At 53.9% G+C, this 19,316-nt stretch carries 17 protein-coding genes; 9 read left to right on the top strand and 8 right to left on the bottom strand.

Going from position 1 to position 19,316, the window contains the following annotated elements:
- Positions 1-1,262 (top strand): IS66 family transposase (gene tnpC / locus ACF8GB_RS14860; RefSeq protein WP_392527259.1); only part of this gene is annotated, 1,262 nt, incomplete at its 5' end.
- 421 nt (positions 1,263-1,683) lie between these two features.
- Here the strand turns inward: tnpC and ACF8GB_RS14855 are convergent.
- From ACF8GB_RS14855 to ACF8GB_RS14825, 7 genes are all read right to left on the bottom strand, one after another.
- Positions 1,684-2,037, bottom strand: coding sequence for a RidA family protein (locus ACF8GB_RS14855; RefSeq protein ID WP_103462949.1), 354 nt, complete (start codon positions 2,035-2,037; stop codon positions 1,684-1,686).
- Positions 2,012-3,310, bottom strand: coding sequence for a D-amino acid dehydrogenase (locus ACF8GB_RS14850; RefSeq protein WP_392527258.1), 1,299 nt, complete (start codon positions 3,308-3,310; stop codon positions 2,012-2,014). Before ACF8GB_RS14850 ends, ACF8GB_RS14855 begins: the two co-directional genes overlap by 26 nt.
- 496 nt (positions 3,311-3,806) lie before the next feature.
- Positions 3,807-5,099, bottom strand: coding sequence for an MFS transporter (locus ACF8GB_RS14845; protein ID WP_230387743.1), 1,293 nt, complete (start codon positions 5,097-5,099; stop codon positions 3,807-3,809).
- Positions 5,100-5,597: 498 nt separating this feature from the next.
- Positions 5,598-6,788 carry an ectoine hydrolase DoeA gene (doeA, locus tag ACF8GB_RS14840; protein ID WP_023048454.1) on the bottom strand — a complete coding sequence of 397 codons (1,191 nt, stop codon included), beginning with the start codon at positions 6,786-6,788 and terminating at the stop codon, positions 5,598-5,600.
- A 49-nt stretch (positions 6,789-6,837) separates the two neighbouring features.
- Positions 6,838-7,830, bottom strand: coding sequence for an ectoine utilization protein EutC (eutC, locus tag ACF8GB_RS14835; protein ID WP_196186716.1), 993 nt, complete (start codon positions 7,828-7,830; stop codon positions 6,838-6,840).
- Between the two features lie 11 nt (positions 7,831-7,841).
- On the bottom strand, positions 7,842-8,834 hold the full coding sequence (gene eutB / locus ACF8GB_RS14830) for a hydroxyectoine utilization dehydratase EutB (RefSeq protein WP_196186715.1): 993 nt from the start codon (positions 8,832-8,834) through the stop codon (positions 7,842-7,844).
- Between the two features lie 106 nt (positions 8,835-8,940).
- Complete coding sequence (locus tag ACF8GB_RS14825; RefSeq protein ID WP_196186720.1) at positions 8,941-10,338, bottom strand: PLP-dependent aminotransferase family protein; 1,398 nt, start codon at positions 10,336-10,338, stop codon at positions 8,941-8,943.
- 246 nt (positions 10,339-10,584) lie between these two features.
- On the opposite strand from ACF8GB_RS14825, the gene ehuB reads away from it, so the two are divergent.
- The 4 genes from ehuB (at position 10,585) to ehuA (ending at position 13,688) form a co-directional block, all read left to right on the top strand.
- Positions 10,585-11,439, top strand: a complete 855-nt coding sequence (ehuB, locus tag ACF8GB_RS14820; RefSeq protein WP_196186714.1) for an ectoine/hydroxyectoine ABC transporter substrate-binding protein EhuB — start codon at positions 10,585-10,587, stop codon at positions 11,437-11,439.
- A 70-nt stretch (positions 11,440-11,509) separates the two neighbouring features.
- Positions 11,510-12,166, top strand: coding sequence for an ectoine/hydroxyectoine ABC transporter permease subunit EhuC (gene ehuC, locus ACF8GB_RS14815; RefSeq protein ID WP_103462953.1), 657 nt, complete (start codon positions 11,510-11,512; stop codon positions 12,164-12,166).
- Positions 12,166-12,822, top strand: a complete 657-nt coding sequence (ehuD, locus tag ACF8GB_RS14810) for an ectoine/hydroxyectoine ABC transporter permease subunit EhuD (RefSeq protein WP_392474888.1) — start codon at positions 12,166-12,168, stop codon at positions 12,820-12,822. The genes ehuC and ehuD overlap by 1 nt, the downstream gene beginning before the upstream one ends.
- Positions 12,823-12,920: 98 nt before the next feature.
- Positions 12,921-13,688 (top strand): ectoine/hydroxyectoine ABC transporter ATP-binding protein EhuA, encoded by a 768-nt coding sequence (gene ehuA / locus ACF8GB_RS14805; RefSeq protein WP_010955133.1) that lies wholly within the window; start codon positions 12,921-12,923, stop codon positions 13,686-13,688.
- A gap of 50 nt (positions 13,689-13,738) precedes the next feature.
- Here ehuA and ACF8GB_RS14800 read toward each other — a convergent pair whose 3' ends face one another.
- Entirely contained in the window at positions 13,739-14,206 is a 468-nt protein-coding gene (locus tag ACF8GB_RS14800; RefSeq protein ID WP_038408833.1) for an Lrp/AsnC family transcriptional regulator, read from the bottom strand.
- Between the two features lie 202 nt (positions 14,207-14,408).
- Here ACF8GB_RS14800 and doeB point away from each other — a divergent pair, with 202 nt between their 5' ends.
- The 4 genes from doeB to tnpB all read left to right on the top strand — a co-directional run.
- Positions 14,409-15,404, top strand: coding sequence for a N(2)-acetyl-L-2,4-diaminobutanoate deacetylase DoeB (gene doeB / locus ACF8GB_RS14795; RefSeq protein WP_196186712.1), 996 nt, complete (start codon positions 14,409-14,411; stop codon positions 15,402-15,404).
- Between the two features lie 259 nt (positions 15,405-15,663).
- Entirely contained in the window at positions 15,664-17,136 is a 1,473-nt protein-coding gene (locus tag ACF8GB_RS14790) for an NAD-dependent succinate-semialdehyde dehydrogenase (protein ID WP_392527255.1), read from the top strand.
- Between the two features lie 21 nt (positions 17,137-17,157).
- Complete coding sequence (locus ACF8GB_RS14785; protein WP_196186710.1) at positions 17,158-18,549, top strand: aspartate aminotransferase family protein; 1,392 nt, start codon at positions 17,158-17,160, stop codon at positions 18,547-18,549.
- Positions 18,550-19,033: 484 nt separating this feature from the next.
- On the top strand, positions 19,034-19,316 hold a 283-nt coding region (gene tnpB, locus ACF8GB_RS14780; RefSeq protein WP_392527254.1), incomplete at its 3' end, for an IS66 family insertion sequence element accessory protein TnpB.

The following is a 19,316-nucleotide window of genomic DNA, read 5'->3' as shown; positions in this document are numbered from 1 at the left end:
GCGGTAAACGCAAGCCGTTGCCCGCTGACCTGCCACGCATCGAAGTCATCCACGAACTGCCCGCGCACGAATTGACCTGCGTCTGCGGCTGCCGCAAACACGCCATTGGCGAGGAAATCAGCGAGCAGCTTGAAATCGTGCCGATGCAAATCCGCGTCATTAGACACGTCCGCAAAGTCTATGGCTGCCGCGACTGCGAGGCCGCTCCGGTCACTGCGGACAAGCCCGCTCAATTGATTGAAAAAAGCATGGCCAGCCCGAGCGTTCTGGCGATGTTGCTGACCACCAAATATGTGGATGGCTTGCCGCTTCACCGATTTGAAAAAGTACTGAGTCGCCACGGCATCGATGTTTCGCGCCAGACGCTGGCCCGCTGGGTAATTCAGTGCGGTGAGCACTTCCAACCGCTGCTGAATCTGATGCGCGACGGCTTGTTGGCCAGCCGTGTCGTCCACTGTGATGAATCGCGGGTACAGGTCTTGAAGGAGCCAAGCCGTGAGACGAGCAGCCAGTCCTGGATGTGGGTGCAAACTGGCGGCCCGCCGGGCAAGCCGGTAATCCTGTTTGACTACTCCACCAGCCGAGCGCAGGAGGTGCCGACGCGCCTGCTTGAGGGCTATCGTGGCTATGTCATGACCGATGATTACGCCGGTTACAACGCGTTGGGCGTACAGTCTGGAGTTGAGCGTCTGGGGTGCTGGGCTCATGCTCGTCGCAAATTCGTTGAAGCCAAAAAAGTGCAGCCGAAAGGCAAGACGGGACGCGCGGATATTGCTCTGAATCTGATCAACAAGCTTTACGCCATCGAGCGCGACCTCAAGGCCAGCGATGATGGGGAGCGTGAAGTTGGTCGGCACGAACATAGCCTGCCAGTACTTGCTCAGTTGAAAAGCTGGATTGGAAAGACACAGCCGCAGGTGACCGCTCAGAACGCGCTGGGCAAAGCCATCAACTACTTGGCAAGCAACTGGAGCAAGCTTGAGCGGTATGTCGAGGAAGGCTATTTGCCGATCGACAACAACGCCGCAGAGCGCGCGATCTGTCCCTTCGTGATCGGAAGGAAGAACTGGTTGTTCAGTGATACGCCCAAGGGCGCGACGGCCAGCGCTCAACTTTACAGCTTGGTCGAGACTGCCAAAGCCAACGGCCAAGAGCCCTATGCGTGGCTGCGCCACGCACTTGAGCGCCTGCCGGCGGCTTCATCGGTCGAAGATTACGAATCCCTGTTGCCTTGGAACTGCTCGCCGGCATTGCCTAGCTGAACGCGCCATCCACTTTGAAGCCGTGGGTTTTATGGAGCGCTTACGAGGGATCGATACCACCAACCGAGGCAGCATCGTACTGCATGAGCGGCTCGGTTTCGTTGAGGCTGGGGTGATCAAGCAGGCTGCATTCAAGTTCGGTCAGTGGCTGGATCTGGGTTTTTACCAACGGATATTGGAGACACCAGCCTCACCAACCGAGGATTAAATCATGGCTTCAAGGCATGTGATGAACTGCTAGCCATTAGCAATCTTGTCTGTGGATGTTGCGACTGACCGCGATGAGCTCTCGTTCGACTCTTTAATTTCGGCTAGCACGTGGTTCATGAGTTTGTTCCTGGATCGATTTAGCGATGCCCGGCGAGCGGCGCTGACCTGTTGCCAGGCAGGCTAGGCGGCTTGCCGGGTACGCTTGAAAGCGTCAGGCGATTGCGGCTATTACGGACATCTCAACGAGCAGGCTTGGCTTGAACATAGCCGCCTCAACGCAAGCTCGCGCAGGAGCCTGACCTTCCGCGACCCACTCTTCCCAAACCTCGTTCATGGCAGCGAAGTCGGTGGTGATGTCTTTCAGATAGATAGTCACTGTGAGGATTTTCGACTTGTGACTACCGGCCTCTTCAAGAAGCCTGTCGATGTTCGCCAGGGTCTCGGCAGTTTGAGTGCGAATGTCGGCATCGTGGTTGTTCGCCAGCTGGCCTGCGAGATAGACGATGCCGTTGTGAATAACGGTGTTGCTCAGGCGCTTATTAGAGTGCAGCCGCTGGATTGCCATGATTATGGGCTTCCTTTTGGTTGGAGTAACGGGAGATATCAAGGCCTTTGGCGCTGATCTTTGGCTTTTTTCCTGCCATCAAATCGACCAACAACCGACCTGAGCCGCAAGACATCGTCCAGCCTAGAGTCCCGTGGCCGGTATTGAGGAACAGGTTGCGGTATTTTGTTTTACCAACAATTGGAGTTCCGTCAGGTGTTGCTGGGCGTAGCCCTGTCCAAAACGTAGCTTTGGTGAGATCCCCACCTTTTGGATAAAGGTCGCCTACAACAAGCTCAAGCGTGTCTCGGCGGCGAGCGTTCAGTGACAGATCGAAGCCTGCGATTTCAGCCATGCCACCAACACGGATTCGATCATCGAAGCGTGTGATAGCAACCTTGTAGGTTTCATCAAGAATGGTGGATGACGGAGCCATACTTGCATCCGTGATGGGAATCGTAAGTGAGTATCCCTTCAGCGGGTAAATAGGTGCCTGGATGCCCAGTGGCTTCAACATCTGGGGGCTGTAACTTCCCAGTGCCAGCACATACTGGTCGGCTACTTCGAGTTCCCCATTGATCCATACGCCGGAAATGATATCTCCAGAACACTCGAGGCGATCAATATTGCATCCAAAACGAAATTCTACGCCAAGCTCTTCAGCCATTTTTGCCAGCTTCCGCGTAAACATCTGGCAGTCACCGGTCTGATCATTTGGTAGGCGAAGAGCCCCTGCCAACTTATCGCGCACACTTGCGAGCGCCGGCTCAGCTTTAGCAATTCCGTCGCGATCAAGTAACTCGAAAGGCACGCCTGACTGTTTCAGGATAGCTATATCCTTAGCAGCATTATCTACTTGAGCTTGAGTGCGGAACAGTTGCGTAGTTCCGAGCTGGCGAGCATCGTAAGATATACCAGTCTCAGCCCTGAGTTCATCCAGGCAGTCTCGGCTATATTCGGAAATCCGAACCATCCGCTCTTTGTTGACTGCATAGCTTGCCGGATTACAGTTGCGCAACATCTGGATCATCCAACGATACTGATCCAGGCTAGACGTAGGCTTGATCGCTAAAGGTGCGTGTTGCTGAAGCATCCATTTAATGGCCTTCAATGGCACTCCAGGTGCGGCCCAAGGTGAGGCATACCCCGGAGAGACCTGCCCTGCGTTTGCGAAGCTTGTTTCCATCCCGGGGCCGTCCTGGCGATCTACCACGACGACTTCAAAACCCTCTCGCGCGAGGTAGTAGGCACTGACAGTTCCGACGACGCCGCTACCGAGTATCAGTACACGCATTTCCAGGCACCTCGTAATTTAGAAATTCTTTGTTCTTCTCGCAGTGCGCGATGCGGCCAGTGTAACTAGATACCAGAAGTGAATTTCGCTGAATAAGTAACGTAGCTCAGCTAAAAATCTTAAAATCGCTGAAGAACATAAGCAAACTTTCGGATGCTTTTTCGCCAATCCAGTGGTTTGTGTTGCCGGCAACTACATGATTGATGAAATGCTGCGTTATGACGCGAAAAAGAGGGCATTAACGCTCAATTCCTGCGCGCTTTTGGATTTTCTCGTTGGTAAACTGCGTTAAACCGCACGGCTTCGATTAAGGGCAAGAGATAACGAAGACACTGATATCAGGGCCAGATGCCAAGCGGTGAGATAAGAATAAAAAGGAAGGGTAAAGCGCTGCTGCTTAGATGGACGTAGCCGGTCGGTTTGCCCGGAGGATTGTAGCTTCGCGACAGCCTGGGTGCTGATTTGCACCCAGGCTCTATACCATCTGCCTATTAGGTTATTTTGCCCCAGGGATTCCATCCCCGCGAATCGAGCAACCTTTAGTCTCGATCACAAAGAACAACGCAATAATCCCAAGTGCTGATGCAATCATGATGTAGTAGGCAGGTGCGTCAGGTGAACCGAGGAATTTAATAATTTGATCGCATACCAGTGGTGTTGTTCCGCCAAAAATAGAGGCCGAAATATTGTAGACAATGGCCAGCGCCGCGTACCTGATTTGCGTTGGGAACATTGCCGGAAACATGGCGGAAATGGTGGCAAGTTGAGGAACAAAGAACGCTCCCAGCACTGCAAATCCTATCATCGATCCCGTCAGCCCTGTGGACATGAGCTTGAACATGGGGATCGCTAAAATGAAAAGACCTATTAGCGAGAAGTACCACATCTTTTTGAAGCCAACCACATCTGAGATTCGCCCCGCAAATGGTATGAACATCATCATGGCCAACATTCCAACCAGAGGCGCAAGCAATGACATGTTCTCGCTCGCCCCAACTTCTTTGTGCATGTAGGTCGGCATGTATGCCAGCAGGATATAATAAGTTATGTTCAGTGCTGCTACCAAAACCCCTAGCGACAATGCTGCCTTTTTGTATTTCCCAAAAATTTCAGCAATAGAAGTCTTCGGTCGAACAGGCTCGCTTGCCATCTTCTTTTCGAGCTCTAGAAACACAGGGGTGTCTTCGATCCTGGTGCGCAAATAGACCGCGATGACGCCCAGAGGAGCTGCGATCAGGAATGGAACGCGCCACCCCCACTCGTACATGGCGGCATCTCCAATGACGACCGATACGCTCAAGGTCACCAAAGCGCCGAGTGAAAAACCTGCGAGGGAGCCAAACTCCAGGAAGCTACCGTAAAAACCTCGCCGCTTGTCAGGCGCGTATTCCGCTAGAAAAGTAGCTGCTCCACCGTACTCACCGCCAGTTGAGAAACCTTGGATGAGCCTCAGCGCGATAAGCGCTACAGGTGCTATCCAACCTACCGATTGATAAGTAGGCAGAATGCCAATAATAAATGTTGCTACAGACATCATTAGGACAGTCATGGCTAGCACACGCTTGCGGCCAATTCGGTCACCTAGCGGCCCCCAAAACATCCCGCCAAGGGGTCGAATGAGGAACGAGATAGCGAATGTTGCCAGGCCGAAGTAAAGGGCTTCAGATTGAGAGCCAGGAAACAAGGCGGCTGAGATGAAGGTGAGCCCGTAAGCATAGATTCCGTAATCGAACCATTCCGTCGCGTTGCCTAATGCAGCTGCGACCACGGCTTTGCGAGGCATGCTCATGTTCGAGCTTTTTATTGTGCTCGAAGAAATGGTTGAAGCTGGATGCGTACTAATAGACATAATTTACCACTTTTCTTAGGTAAGACGAACTGGCTAGTCAGGCTTGAATGCACATGGCCAAATGACCAACTGCTGATCTGCGCTTTATCGCGAAGCCGATTTTTGATTTCGATAATAGTTGGCAGTTATGCAAGAAGTCGCTGTAGGGCATGTTGTCACCTTTTTTTGTTATCTGTCTTTTAGCGCTTGAGCAGGAGGTCTACGCCACCAGCCCAGTCGGGGGTATTACTTCTATTCAGCGTCGTCCTTGATAAGTTTCAGGCGTTAGGCACAGGTTGACTCGCTCCCTGGGGAACAATCAACTTTCAACCTCTTCAAGGCTGCGTGCTTTTTTTGTAAAACAAAGGAGTGGCTGGAGTGATGGTGCTTTAAGGCACCATCACATTGTCGCTGAAGATAGCCGTGGCACTATAACTCCAGCGACTTGCAAACTTTTCGTCAGTCCTTGACGAAGAGCTTGCGAGGAGTCGAGCAGAACGTCTCGACCCCAGTATCAGTGATCAGGATGCTCTCGGTAATCTCGAGCCCCCAATCATCCATCCATAGGCCAGGCATGAAGTGGAAGGTCATACCAGGTTTGAGCACGCTGTTGTCGCTCGGGCGCAGGCTCATGGTGCGCTCGCCCCAATCTGGTGGATAGCTGATACCGATCGGGTAACCGCAACGGCTGTCCTTGTGGATATCGAACTTCTCAAGCACGCCGAAGAAGGCACGTGCGATATCACCAGTGGTGTTGCCAGGCTTGGCGGCCTCGAGGCCGGCAGCGATACCTTCGACGACTGCTTTCTCGCCGTCGATGAAATGCTGCGGTGGCTTGCCCAGGTAAACAGTTCGGGACAGCGGGCAGTGATAGCGCTTGTAGCAGCCGGCGATTTCGAAGAAGGTGCCGGCGCCGACCTTGAATGGAGAGTCATCCCAGGTCAGGTGTGGGGCGCTAGCGTCTGCTCCGGTAGGAAGCAGCGGCACGATGGCCGGGTAGTCCCCGCCATAGCCATCGACACCGAGAATGCCACTGGCATAGATGTCAGCAACCAGCTCGTTCTTCCGCATGCCGGGCTCAATGCGTTCCAAGATGCGGTCATGCATCTTTTCGACGATTCGAGCAGCCACACGCATGTAGGAAATTTCTTGCTGGGACTTCACCGCACGCTGCCAGTTTACGAGCGCGTTCGCGTTGACGAACTTGGCCTTGGGCAGATGCTGCTGCAGTGCCAGGTATGCCGCAGCGCTGAAGTAGTAGTTGTCCAGCTCAACGCCGATAGTGAGCGAATCCCAGCCACGCGCCTGGATCACCTCTTTGCAGAGGTAGTCCATTGGGTGCCGTTCAGTCGACTGAACGTAGATATCGGGGTAGCCGACAATGTTGTCTTGCTTCATGAAGACAGTACGTCGAGCGCCGTTAGCGTCTTGGTTGCGGCCATACCAAACAGGCTCACCTTCCATGGCCAGCAGTACGCACTGGTGGACGTAGAACGACCAACCGTCGTAGCCGGTCAGCCAAGCCATGTTCGAAGGGTCAGTAACCAGCAGCAGCTCAATGTTCCTAGCCTGCATTTCTGCACGAACTTTGGCGATACGCTGGGCGTACTCCTCCCGTGTAAACGGAAGGTTCACAACAATTTCAGACATGATCGATCCCTCATGATTGGGGTATGGTTTTATTGTGTTGCCTGGTGATTCAGTTGTTGTAGAGCAAGCCTTTGCCTGTGCTGATTGCTCTGGAAAAAGCCAGGTTCGCAATCGCTGTGTCCTGAACGCCTGTGCCGGTGAGATCGCAAAGAGTTACGTCGGTTGGAGTCAACCTTCCGACGCGATCTCCAAGGATCACCTGACCCAGTTCGGCGTACACACGAAGGTCTTGTGCAACACCAGCGTTGATCGCGTGATGGAGCTCTCCAAGTGTTGCCGTCTGGCTGACTCGATCCGCAACGTAGTGATCGACTGCTGCTATTACCTCAGGAGCAACCTCGTTTTTGTGTTCAGTGTCTGCCCCCATAGCCGTGATATGGAGACCGGGCCGCAAGTGCCTGCGATGTAAAATTGGTTGATTGCTTGGCGTGCAGGTGACTGCAATGTCAGCGCTCGACATTGCTTCATCGACCGACTCTGCGGCAGTGGCTTCCAGGCCGTAGAGGCTCGATAGCTGCAAGGCCAGTTGCTGCGCTTTTGCGGAACTCCTAGCCCATACCCGAACTCGCTTGATATCCCGCACAAGAAGGAGCGCTTTGAGTTGAAGCTCGGCCTGTTCTCCTGCACCAAGAAGGGCAACCTCTTCACTGTCCTGGCGGGCGAGCCAACGTGCAGCCACAGCCCCAGCAGCTGCTGTCCTAACGGCAGTGAGGTATCCGTTGTCGAGTAGGAGCGCCTGGAGAAGTCCAGTGCGTCCAGAGAGCAGCATCATCATGCCGTTCAAACTTGGTAGGCCTAGACCAGGATTGTTGAAGAAGCCTGGACTGACCTTGATAGCGAAATTATCAAGGTCTGGCAGGTAAGCGGTTTTGACGTCCACCTCGCCATTGTGCTCGGAGATGTCTAACCGGAGGATTGGCGGCATGACCACTTTGCCTCTGGCCAGCGATGCAAATGCGTTTTCCACTACATCGATACTGTCTGTATCGAGTGTTACGCACTCACGGATTTCGCGTTGGTTAAGCAGAAGGACTTCGCTCACATGGCACCTCTTTAAGCACGTGCTGGGCGGCGGTCGCGCACAGCTTCCAGGATGATGCGTTGGTGTTGAGCCATGTCGACATTCCCACCGCTCACGACGATCACGATTGGCCCTTGAGCTTCAACCTGCCTGGTAAGCAGAGCTGCGATACCTACCGCTCCCGCTCCCTCAATGACGAGCCGTTCTTCTAAGTAGGCATGGAGCATCGCATCCGCGATTGAGTCTTCATTGAGCAAAATCACTCGGTCGATGAATCGACGGGTAAGTTCAAATGTGTATTGGTTTCGCAGACCAATTCCGCCACCGAGCGAGTCGGCCAGCGTGGCTACTTCCTCAACATTCACGGGCTTTCCAGCCTCGAGGCTCTGTGCCATTGCTGCGCCAAGCCTCATGCTCACACCATGGGTTTTCACCTGAGGAAGTAGTGCTTTGAGCGCCAAGGACACGCCGGAGAAAAGCCCTCCACCCGAAAGCGGTATGAGTACCTGCGAAACGGAAGGGAGTTGCTCAGCGATCTCCAGACCCAAAGTGGCTTGGCCTGCAATTACGTCCTGGTGATCGAAAGGAGGTATGAAGGTAAGGCCCTCTTCTTGAGCAAGACGGGCAGCTTCGAACTGAGCATCGTCTTGAGAGTTACCAACCACCTGCACGGCGGCGCCCAGCGCACGAATCGCAGCCACCTTGTTGGATGGGACAAGCCTTGAAAGGCACACGGTAGCGCGAACGCCGGCGGCAGCTGCGGCATAGGAAAGGGCACGACCATGATTGCCCGTTGAAGCGGTTACTACTCCCAGAGCACGCTGTTGAGAGGCAAGGCCCGCAATCGCGTTCGTGGCCCCTCTCAGTTTGAAGCTACCAGTCGCCTGGTGGCATTCCAGCTTGAGGTACACGGGCACTTTCATGAAGTCGGAGAGGCTTGGAGAGAGCTCCATTCGCGTTTCGCGCACCAGGTGCTTAGTGCGATCCCGGGCGATGAGGGCTTCTCGAACTGTCACTGCCGGCATGGTAGACCACCGAACGATTGTTTTTTCGGAGTCTACGAGCCGCTGATTGTCATAATGAATGTACTAGGGCAATCCGGTGGCGTTTTTTCAGATTTGCTTCAAACGGTCAGAAGTCATGGACTCCTGGGTATTGTTCAAAAGTCATCCGCATGGTTTTCAGGGCCTGGGATAGCTCGCTTTCACTCGTTTCAGCGCCGATGCAAAGCCGGATGCCGCGTGCTGGGGTCACCCCCCGAACGGTGAACGGCTCCGGTGACGTAACCGCAATATGCTGTTGTCGTAGTGTGCGCACCAGGCTGGAAACATCCCAATGTGTTGGCACATTCAGCCAAGCGTTTAACGAATGAGGGCGATGGCAATAGAGGTAGTCCCCCATCTCGTCTGCTACCAGCTTCTGGCGTGTCTCTAGGAGCCTTCGCTGCAGTTGGATCAATGTGTCGGCCCTCCCATCCATAATCCACCGTGCGGCAACCTCGGCAAGCATGGGGGCTGCCATCCAGCTCGTCACGCGAAGGATGCTTTCTGTTCGCAGCGCCAGTCGTTTAGGTACTTTAAGGAACCCGATTCGTAGCCCAGTCAGAACTGACTTCGTCATGCTGGTGCAGTAAAACGAGAGCTCGGGGGCATATGAGCTGATTGGAGGGCCTTCGTATTGGTTAAGCAGGGGGCCGTAGACGTCATCCTCAATAATGTGGACACCGAAGCGACGAGCGATGGAGGCTATCTCTTTCCTACGGCTATTGGGCATCAACGCGCTGGTCGGGTTATTAAGGTTCGGCGTGCATACCAGGGCCGTAACGCGCTCGTTGCCGCAGATGTCCTCAAAGTGCTCGGGATCAATCCCGTCACGATCAGTGTCTAGGCCTTTCAGATTGAAGCCGAGGACTTGAGAGTTCCCAATGACACCGTGATCGGTCATGCCTTCACAGAGCACCAGGTCATCAGGGCCTGCAAGGGAGGCCAGCGCCAGGAATAGCCCGTGGGCCGCCCCATTTGTGATCAACACATCTTCTCGAGCCAGCCCTGGCAAGCCAAGACGCCCAAGCCAATGGCAGGCGGCATCACGATGAGCATCGAAGCCCGCTACAGGTCGGCACAGTCGGATCCAGCTTTGATCGACCTCATTAGCAAGCTCGGCGCATGTTTCTCGCCAGTACCTGTCATGCTCTGGGGTGTGAATGATTCGGGCGGTGGATAGATCGACGAGTGCGCGCTCGGGAGCATCGAGAATGTAGCTTGCTACACGGTCACTCATTCGCCGAGAAACGAAACTCCCGCGACCCACTTCGCACCTTACTAGCCCTTGGCGCTCGAGTTCCTTGTAGGCGTTTGTCACGGTTTGGACACTGATCCCCAAGGCATCGGCAACCTGCCGTTGAGGTGGCAGGCGCTGATCATCCGCCAGCTTATGCTGCTCGATGTCCGAGCTGATCGCTTGGACAAGAATCTTGTACTTGGACTCGCCGCCACGGGCGTGCTCAACCGCTTCCCGCCATTTTTCCATCATCGCTATGCTTGCTCCTAAGCCACGGCCTACAGCATGGACGTTACAACATATCGAGATCAATTGTCCTAGTGCAATGCTCGTCACGGAAAGCCTTTTGTATGCTCATCTCACGCTTCCGAGGAAGGCTTGGGTCTTCTTCAAGCTACCGCTATCAATTCCAAAAATAGCGGCGCTGCAGCGTGATCTTCTATCTGCCCAAAACTCCGCGCCACGCGGGCCAATTACAATAGAGGGAGATTTTTGATGAACTTGGTCACTTCGCTTTCCGCAGTCGCTCAACGCCTGACCCTGGCGTGTGCCATTGCGAGCATCGCCGTATCCGCACACGCAGCTACAACCCTCGACTCTCTCAAAGAGCAGGGCAGTGTTCGGATTGGCTATGCCAACGAAACGCCTTTCGCCTATACCGGAACCGATGGAAAAGTCACGGGCGAGTCGCCTGAAATCGCCACCGCGATTTTCAAGCAGTTGGGGATCAAGGACGTCAATGGTGTACTCACCGAATGGGGATCGCTGATTCCTGGCCTGCGAGCTGGTCGTTTCGATGCTATCGCAGCCGGCATGTACATCACTCCAGCCCGCTGCAAGCAGGTCTTGTTCACCGACCCTCACTACCAGCTCCCTGACGCGCTCCTGGTGCCGAAAGGCAATCCCAAGGAGCTGTTCAGCTACGAAGATGTCGCAAAGAACCCAGAAGTGAAGCTGGCCATTATGGCGGGCACCGTGGAGCTCCAGTACGCCCGTGACTCTGGCGTGAAAGACGTACAAATCCTCCAGGTTCCAGATACCACGGCTCAGCTGCAGGCAGTTCGTGCCAAGCGGGCAGATGCTGCTGTAGGCACACAGCTCACGATGAAAGGGCTCGCGGCCAAAGGCGGTGATTCGGTAGAGGCCATGACCGACTTCAAAGATGACCCTTCCCATATCGGCTACGGTGCCTTGGCCTTCAGACCGGAAGACAAGGAGCTTCGTGACCAGGTCAATGCCCAGCTCAAGAAATGGCTCGGTAGTGAAGAACACCTGAAAACAGTGGCGCCATTCGGATTCGACAAGAGCAACCTCACTACGAAAACAGCTGCGGAGCTCTGCGGGCAGTAACACTGCATCCAAATCGGCGCGTCAAACCCACTGCCGCGCCCTTGGCTGATTTAACGTGAGGTAGAGTCAAATGGCAGATTTACTACCACTTATGCTCCAGGGCGCATGGGTTACCCTGCAGGTCACCTTCTTCGGATCTCTCCTGGCCATCGTTGCAGCGACCCTGGCGGCACTCGGCAAAATGTCGACATGGAGACCGCTCCGCTGGTTTTGCGTCGTCTACATTGAGATCTTTCGGGGTACGTCGCTGCTCGTTCAATTGTTCTGGCTCTTCTTCGTCCTTCCGCTTCCTCCATTCAATCTCGAGCTGAGCCCCTACACCGTCGCAATCGTTGGCCTTGGGCTACATATTGGCGCTTATGGTGCAGAGATAATGCGCGGCGCGATTAATTCGGTAGCTAAAGGTCAATATGAAGCTTGCACAGCACTTAACTTTGGCCCATTCACACGCTTTCGTCGCATCATTTTGCCGCAAGCCCTGCTCGCAGCGATGGGGCCTGGAACTAATCTGCTGATCGAGCTGTTGAAAAACACATCCCTTGTTTCCCTTATAACGCTTGCAGATTTGAGCTTCAGGGCGCGCCAACTCGATCAGGCTACATTCGAGACTCTCAAGGTCTTCGCCCTAGCGCTGCTCATGTACTTCGTAATGGCCCAAGCGATTAACTTGGCAATGCGGCGTTTAGAACGACATCTGGCCCGTGGTCGTGTCCAAGGGAGCCTGTGATGAATTTCTTCGACTGGAACTATGCGATACAGCTCATGCCCGAATTGTTCCGGGCAGCTCTTAACACAATCGGCGTCACGTTGCTGGGCTTTGCAATCGCTATCGTTCTTGGACTGTTCCTCGCCATTGGCAGACGCAGCGCAAGAATATGGATCTCTTGGCCAATAGGTGGGGTGATCGAATTTATCCGCAGTACACCTTTACTGATCCAAGTTTATTTTCTTTATTACGTTCTGCCTAACTACGGCGTTAGCCTGACAGCAATGCAAGTAGGCGTGTTAGGCATTGGTCTACACTACGCCTGCTATCTGGCAGAGGTATATCGAAGCGGCCTTGATGCGGTTCCGCGAGGCCAATGGGAAGCAGTGACAGCACTCAACATGAGTCCTTCGCTTGCCTATCGAAACATCATTTTACCCCAAGCTCTCCGTCCGATTTTGCCACCGGTTGGGAACTACCTGGTTGCGATGCTGAAAGATACACCTGTGCTTTCAGCTATCACTGTCGTTGAGATCATGCAGCAAGCAAAGAACATCGGCTCTGAGACGTTCCGATATCTTGAGCCCATCACCATGGTAGGCGTGTTCTTCCTTGTTCTGAGTATTGTTCTGGCTTATTTGGTACGCCGCGTTGAAGCGCGCTTGGAGCAAAAATAATGACCACCTCTCCAGTTTCCAACATTCAGATAGCTCCAAGCGAAATTTTGACAGGTGTCAGTTCAGGCGCCATTTCGTCCCCGGCCATTGGCAAGCCCATGGTTAGCTTCCGCAGCGTAACTAAGCGATATGGCAACTTCACTGTTTTGGACGGCCTGGAACTGGATGTTTCGGCAGGCGAAAAAGTCGCCATCATTGGCCCCAGCGGATCAGGTAAATCGACGTTGCTCCGAGTGCTGATGACCCTCGAGGGAATCGATGAGGGGAGCATTCTGGTCGAAGGCGAGTCGCTGACTCACATGCAAGGAAGGAATGGAAAGCTGGTTCCAGCCGACGCGAAGCACGTGCGTGCTGTCCGGGGCAAAATAGGAATGGTATTCCAAGGGTTCAACCTCTTTCCCCACCGTACTGCGCTGCAAAATGTCACTGAGGCCCCCGTCCATGTCCTGGGTGTAAAACCAGCCGAAGCCAGGGATCGCGCTGTGCAGTTGCTGGAAATGGTTGGACTGGGTGCCAAGCTCGATCATTACCCTTCGCAACTGTCTGGTGGCCAGCAGCAGCGGGTCGCGATAGCACGGGCCCTAGCTATGAGACCAAAGGTCATGCTTTTCGACGAGGTCACCTCGGCGCTCGACCCGGAACTCTGCGGTGAAGTCCTTAACGTCATCCGTCGACTTGGAAGCGAGCATAAGCTGACCATGCTTATGGTTACTCACCAAATGGGCTTTGCTCGGGAGTTTGCGGATCGCGTTTGCTTCTTCTACAAGGGTCGAATTCATGAACAAGGTGCTCCAGGCCAACTGTTCGAGACCCCCCAGGAAGAGCGTACCCGCAGTTTTCTGAGCGCCGTTAGAGAGGCAAATTAAGGATTTCTGCTAGCTCTTCAGGAGTAGCCCTCCTGAAGAGCCAAGAGGTGCTAAGCATCATCAATTGGAAGTGTGAATCCGGCCTTTACCCGATCCATCACGACCATTGTTTTGAAACTCTTGATGTCATTGTTTTCGTAGAAGAACCTTCGGGTGAAGTTCTCGTAGTCCTCCATATCCTTTGAGGTTACGAGGAGTACAAAGTCAGCATCACCCGTGACATAGGATCCGCTCATGACCTCAGGAGTATTTTTAATGGCCTGCTTGAACTTATCGATAATGTCTGAGCGCTCTCGTTCCAAAGTGACCAGCACCAGCATGGTGACATGTCTTCCAACCGCTTTAGGGTTGATAATGGAGACGTCGCTCTCGATGACCCCTTCACTGCGCAGGCGCTTAAGCCTGCGCTGGCACGCCGTGGAAGATAAACCGACCAAATCACCAAGCTCTTCAGAGGTGAGCCTATTGTTGACTTGCAAGGCACTTAAAATTCGTAAGTCAATCCTATCAAGCTCCATGAGTTTCTCACCCCTACTAATACTTGATGAAAATGTGTCAGTTGCGTTAGCTGAGTGTACATCAGATACGTCAGCCAACAAAGCTAAATGCCAATGCTAGTAGTGCACCACCCCTACGCACTGGTTACACCTGTTGGGTCGAGTCATAGCCGCTGCGCTGAGCCTTAGCCTACTTGAACGACAAACAAATAAGGAATATGCAATGAAACCTAGTCCGATCAAGCCAACTATCGATTTCGACCAACAAGGGGTGTCACACGGGTTCTTGAAGCTGCCTTACTCACGTGATGACTCTGCGTGGGGTGCGATCATGATTCCTATCACCGTCATGAAAAACGGGATCGGCCCGACTGTGCTCCTCACTGGCGGCAATCATGGCGACGAGTATGAAGGCCCGATTGCACTCACCAAGCTGGCCAATCAACTGGACATCGAAACAGTCAGAGGGCGAATCATTATTTTGCCCTTCATGAACTATCCTGCTTTTAAAAACGCCTCCAGAACCTCTCCGATTGATCGCGGGAATATGAATCGTACCTTCCCAGGTAAGGCTGACGGGACAGTTACGGAAAAAATTGCTGATTATATCCAGCGACACTTGTTGCCATTGGCGGATTACGTCCTTGATATCCACTCTGGCGGCAAGACTCTGGACTTCATTCCATTTGCCGCTGTTCATATTCTGCCGGACAAGCTGCAACAGCAGAAAGGCGAACGGGCAATGGATGCTTTCGCGGCTCCCTACAGCATGAAAATGCTGGAAATCGATAGCGTGGGCATGTTTGATACGGCTGTCGAAGAAGCCGGCAAAATCTTTGTGACTACCGAGCTTGGTGGTGGGGGTACAGCCAGCTCCACCACTATTAAAATTGCAGAGCGCGGGGTACGAAATTTCCTGGTTCATGCAGGGGCGGTCATGGGTGATCTTGATATTGCACAGGACAGCATCTTCTTGGATATGCCTGACGACAATTGCTTCATTGCAAGCGAGCATGCCGGGCTCATTGAATACTGCTTCAATCTGGGCGATCAGGTCTCCAAAGGCGATGTGATTGCTCGAGTGTACGACGTCACAAGAACAGGTGTGGCACCTACCGAATACAAGGCCCAACGTGACGGCCTTCTTGCCTGCCGTCACTTCCCGGGGCTTGTGCAGTGCGGTGACACAATCGCAGTTCTGGCTGAGAAAATCTCTTAAACATCTGCCCCTTCAACAAGGCTGCCAAGTGCAGCCTTTTTTGTTTTTCTACACCTAATTGGTTTTGTTCCAATCATTTCTTATGCACCTACAGACCTGAAATCGCATCTCTGATAAATGACGCAGGAAAGCTGCGCAACTGTGAAAACATCACAGTATTACTGCGCACGCCGGCTGGATTACTCATATTTCCAGCGTCAAGCCAGACATAGAATGATCCTCATCGAACATCAGCTTTATCTCTTCGAGGCATATAAAAATGAAAGATCTTGCGCCCTCCGCCCTCAATAAGCTTCGTCGAAATGACCTGCTTGAAACTCGGGCTTACATTGATGGGCGCTGGGTTACTGGCGAGGGCTCGCTCGACGTCACGGATCCAGCTAATGACCAGGTGATCGCGCAGGTAGCCCATTGCGACGAGTCCTGGGTAGATCTGGCCGTCGAAGCCGCTTCGCGTGCCTTCGATGGTTGGCGGAACACCTTGCCGGCACAGCGTGGTGCAGTCCTTCGTAAATGGGCAGCACTGATGCGTGAGAACCATGAAGATTTGGCGGTCATCATGACCTGCGAGCAAGGTAAGCCGCTCAGCGAATCACGCGGAGAGATCAATTACGGCGCGAACTTTGTCGAGTGGTTTGCGGCAGAAGGTGAGCGTTGCTACGGCGAGACAATTCCAAGTCATCTCCCGAACAGCCAGTTGGTCACTAAGCTGCAGCCGATTGGTGTAACCGTGGCCATCACGCCCTGGAACTTCCCCAGCGCCATGATCACCCGCAAGGCTGCTGCTGCACTGGCGGCTGGATGCCCGATGATCGTCAAGCCGGCGCCTGAAACTCCGCTGTCTGCCCTGGCTCTCGCCCGGTTGGCTGAAGATGCTGGTATTCCTGGTGGTGTGTTCCAGGTGCTGACCGGGGGTGCACCGAAGATGTCGGCTCGTCTCTTGGCCGCCTCCGCAGTCCGTGCGTTCAGTTTCACCGGTTCCACAGAGGTTGGTCGGATTCTGCTGCGTCAGTCTGCGGATACGGTCAAGAAAGTATCCCTTGAACTGGGTGGCCATGCTCCGTTCATTGTCTTCGATGATGCCTCGATTGCTGAGGCTGTCGAAGGCTGCATTGGCGCCAAGTTCGCAACCTCAGGTCAAGATTGCCTGGGCGCGAATCGCATCTATGTGCATCGCAACATCTACGGTCAATTCGTAGAGGAATTCACCAAGGCCACCGAGAAGTTACGCGTTGGCCATGGCCTTGAAGAGGGCGTCGATATCGGCCCAATGACTAGGGTAACGGTTGCCAACAAGTGCCGAGAGCAGATTTCGAATGCTCTCTCGCTGGGTGCAAAACTCACCTGCGGCGGTATCGACAATCACTTGGGTAGCAGCTTCGTCCTTCCGACTGTTCTGGCTGACGTCACGGACAAAATGGACATCGCTTTCGAAGAGACCTTCGGCCCCGTGGCGGCAATCCTGCCCTTCGATTCCGAAGATGAAGTAGTGACCAGGGCCAACAACACCGAGTTCGGCCTCGCTGCCTACGTGTACACCAACGACCTTCGTCGTGCCTGCCGAGTTTCTGACCGACTCGAGTACGGCATGGTCGCACTCAACACTCCGAAGTTCACAGGCGCGCCAATTCCGTTTGGCGGTTGGAAGCAATCGGGCTTGGGCCGTGAAGGCTCGAAGCACGGATTGGCTGAGTACATGGAACTGAAATACGTCTGCATCGGCGGTCTGTAAATATCACAAGAGGATTGAAACATGGATAAGCAAAAGCAAGATTTGATCTCCCAACAAGATCGCGGTGCAGTGCTTCACCCATTCACCCAGCTTAAAGACTTTGCCTCTGGCAAGGCAGGTGATCCAACAATCATCGAAACCGCGAAAGGGATCACTATCACCGACGCGACTGGCCGTGAGTACATCGATGGTTTCGCTGGCCTGTACTGCATGAACGTCGGCTATGGCCGTACCGAAGTCGCCGAGGCGATCTCCAAACAAGCCCACAAGCTGGCGTACTATCACACCTACGCTGCGCATACCACGGAAGAGCTCGCTCGCCTTTCTGACCGCCTGGTGAAGATGGCTCCGGGCAACATGAGCAAGGTCTTCTACGGCATGTCCGGTTCGGATGCCAACGAGACCCAAGCCAAACTGGTCTGGTACTACAACAATCTGCGCGGTAAGCCGAACAAGAAGAAAATCATTGCTCGTGAGCGCGGCTATCACGGTTGCTCGGTAGTTTCTGGTTCCATGACCGGCATGTCCTTCTACCATGACCACATGGATCTGCCGATTGCAGGGATCCTGCGTACTGGTGCTCCTCACTACTACTGGGGCGCCGAGCTAGGTGAGACTGAGCTGGAATTCTCTGCCCGCCGTGCACGTGAACTCGAAGAGCTCATCCTGCGCGAAGGCCCAGACACCATCGGCGCATTCATTGCTGAGCCTGTGCTCGGAACCGGCGGTATTACCCCTCCGCCAGAAGGCTACTGGGCTGCTGTTCAGCCTGTGCTGAAAAAGTACGACATCCTGCTGATCGCTGACGAAGTAATTACCGGATTTGGTCGTACTGGTGCCATGTTTGGCTGCGACAAGTACGGTATCGAGCCTGACCTGATTACTGTAGCGAAAGGGCTGACTTCTGCCTACGCACCGCTGTCGGCTTCGATTGTTGGTGAGAAGGTGTACAAAGTGATGGAAGAAGGCGCTGATCGCGTAGGTGCGTTCTCCCACGGTTACACCTACTCTGGCCACCCTATCGGTGTCGCGGCAGCAAACGCGGTGCTCGATATCGTCGAGGGCGAAAACATTCCAGCTCACGTCGACAAGGTTGGTCAGTATTTCCAAAAGTCGATGCAGGAAACCTTCTCCTCGCTGCCAATCGTCGGCGAAGTGCGCGGTGTAGGCATGATGGCCGCCATTGAATTCGTAGCTGATCCAGCTACCAAGAAGCGATTCGACCCAGCCCTCAAGGTTGGTGCACGGATTTCGAAAGCAGCCCGTGATCGCAACCTGATTGCTCGTGCCATGCCTCACGGTGAGATCCTGGGCTTTGCTCCTCCCCTGGTCACGACCGAGCAGGAAGTGGATCGCATCATCAGCATCGCACACGAAGCTGTGCTCAGCGTCCTTGATGAGCTGAAGCTCTGAGCCATCAAGGCCAGCAACTATGCCAGCCCAATTGTCCTCTTCGTTTTGAGCCCGCCGTTAGGCGGGCTTTTTTTGAGCAGTCACAATCGAAGCAAAGGCGCTCGCATTAGCTCATGAGGACGTACTCTCAGTTCAGATACTTGTCCAATACCCGGAAATTAAAGCCCGTACCTGACAACCTCCATGAGAGCGATGTAAGTATCGCTTCTTGTCGTCCGTTTTCACGGGGCAGGCCCAGTTAACAGAAAGTCGACAGAAAATCCTCTGAGGTGATCCATCAATGATCCTTCACCGACCGAGCTCCCAGAGTTTCCATCATAATCCTTGCTGATCGAAAAGCCTTGGCAATTTGGCACGTAATTCGCAATCTCGTACTGACGCCAATCCAGCATTGCTTGACCGTAAGCGCTCCATGAAGCCCCCATTCAAAGCGCCCAACTGATGCCCGATGCTGTGCTCCCGATTTCTCAGGAGCCCAGTAGTCATGATGCGACCCGACGCAAAAGTCGAAAAAGTGTATCTGTACCCCAAGCCTGTCGACTTCCGAAAATCCATTGACGGCCTGGCTGCACTGGTTGAGCTGGACATCAAGGTTGCAGTATTCGACCCGGTGCTTTTTGTCTTCCTCAACAAGTCACGTAATTGCGTGAAAATTCTGTATTGGGAACGCAACGGCTTCTGCCTTTGGCTCAAGCGCCTGGAGTCCGAACGATTCAAAACATCGCCTGAGGTGACGGACGAGGCGATTGTCCTGACCGTCCAGGAGC

The sequence above is a fragment of the Pseudomonas sp. xss_4 genome (assembly GCF_043104125.1).
Classification (GTDB): Bacteria; Pseudomonadota; Gammaproteobacteria; order Pseudomonadales; family Pseudomonadaceae; genus Aquipseudomonas; species Aquipseudomonas parafulva_B.
The sequence above is the reverse complement of the archived record's forward strand: the minus strand, read 5'-3'. Positions and strand labels throughout refer to the sequence as shown.

Coding starts and splice junctions, on each gene's coding strand:
- ACF8GB_RS14855 (WP_103462949.1), bottom strand. CDS start 2,037: ATGGCAATCCAGCGGCTGCACTCTAATAAGCGCCTGAGCAACACCGTT.
- ACF8GB_RS14850 (WP_392527258.1), bottom strand. CDS start 3,310: ATGCGTGTACTGATACTCGGTAGCGGCGTCGTCGGAACTGTCAGTGCC.
- ACF8GB_RS14845 (WP_230387743.1), bottom strand. CDS start 5,099: ATGAGCATGCCTCGCAAAGCCGTGGTCGCAGCTGCATTAGGCAACGCG.
- doeA (WP_023048454.1), bottom strand. CDS start 6,788: ATGTCTGAAATTGTTGTGAACCTTCCGTTTACACGGGAGGAGTACGCC.
- eutB (WP_196186715.1), bottom strand. CDS start 8,834: ATGCCGGCAGTGACAGTTCGAGAAGCCCTCATCGCCCGGGATCGCACT.
- ACF8GB_RS14825 (WP_196186720.1), bottom strand. CDS start 10,338: ATGGAAAAATGGCGGGAAGCGGTTGAGCACGCCCGTGGCGGCGAGTCC.
- ehuB (WP_196186714.1), top strand. CDS start 10,585: ATGAACTTGGTCACTTCGCTTTCCGCAGTCGCTCAACGCCTGACCCTG.
- ehuC (WP_103462953.1), top strand. CDS start 11,510: ATGGCAGATTTACTACCACTTATGCTCCAGGGCGCATGGGTTACCCTG.
- ehuD (WP_392474888.1), top strand. CDS start 12,166: ATGAATTTCTTCGACTGGAACTATGCGATACAGCTCATGCCCGAATTG.
- ehuA (WP_010955133.1), top strand. CDS start 12,921: ATGGTTAGCTTCCGCAGCGTAACTAAGCGATATGGCAACTTCACTGTT.
- ACF8GB_RS14800 (WP_038408833.1), bottom strand. CDS start 14,206: ATGGAGCTTGATAGGATTGACTTACGAATTTTAAGTGCCTTGCAAGTC.
- doeB (WP_196186712.1), top strand. CDS start 14,409: ATGAAACCTAGTCCGATCAAGCCAACTATCGATTTCGACCAACAAGGG.
- ACF8GB_RS14790 (WP_392527255.1), top strand. CDS start 15,664: ATGAAAGATCTTGCGCCCTCCGCCCTCAATAAGCTTCGTCGAAATGAC.
- ACF8GB_RS14785 (WP_196186710.1), top strand. CDS start 17,158: ATGGATAAGCAAAAGCAAGATTTGATCTCCCAACAAGATCGCGGTGCA.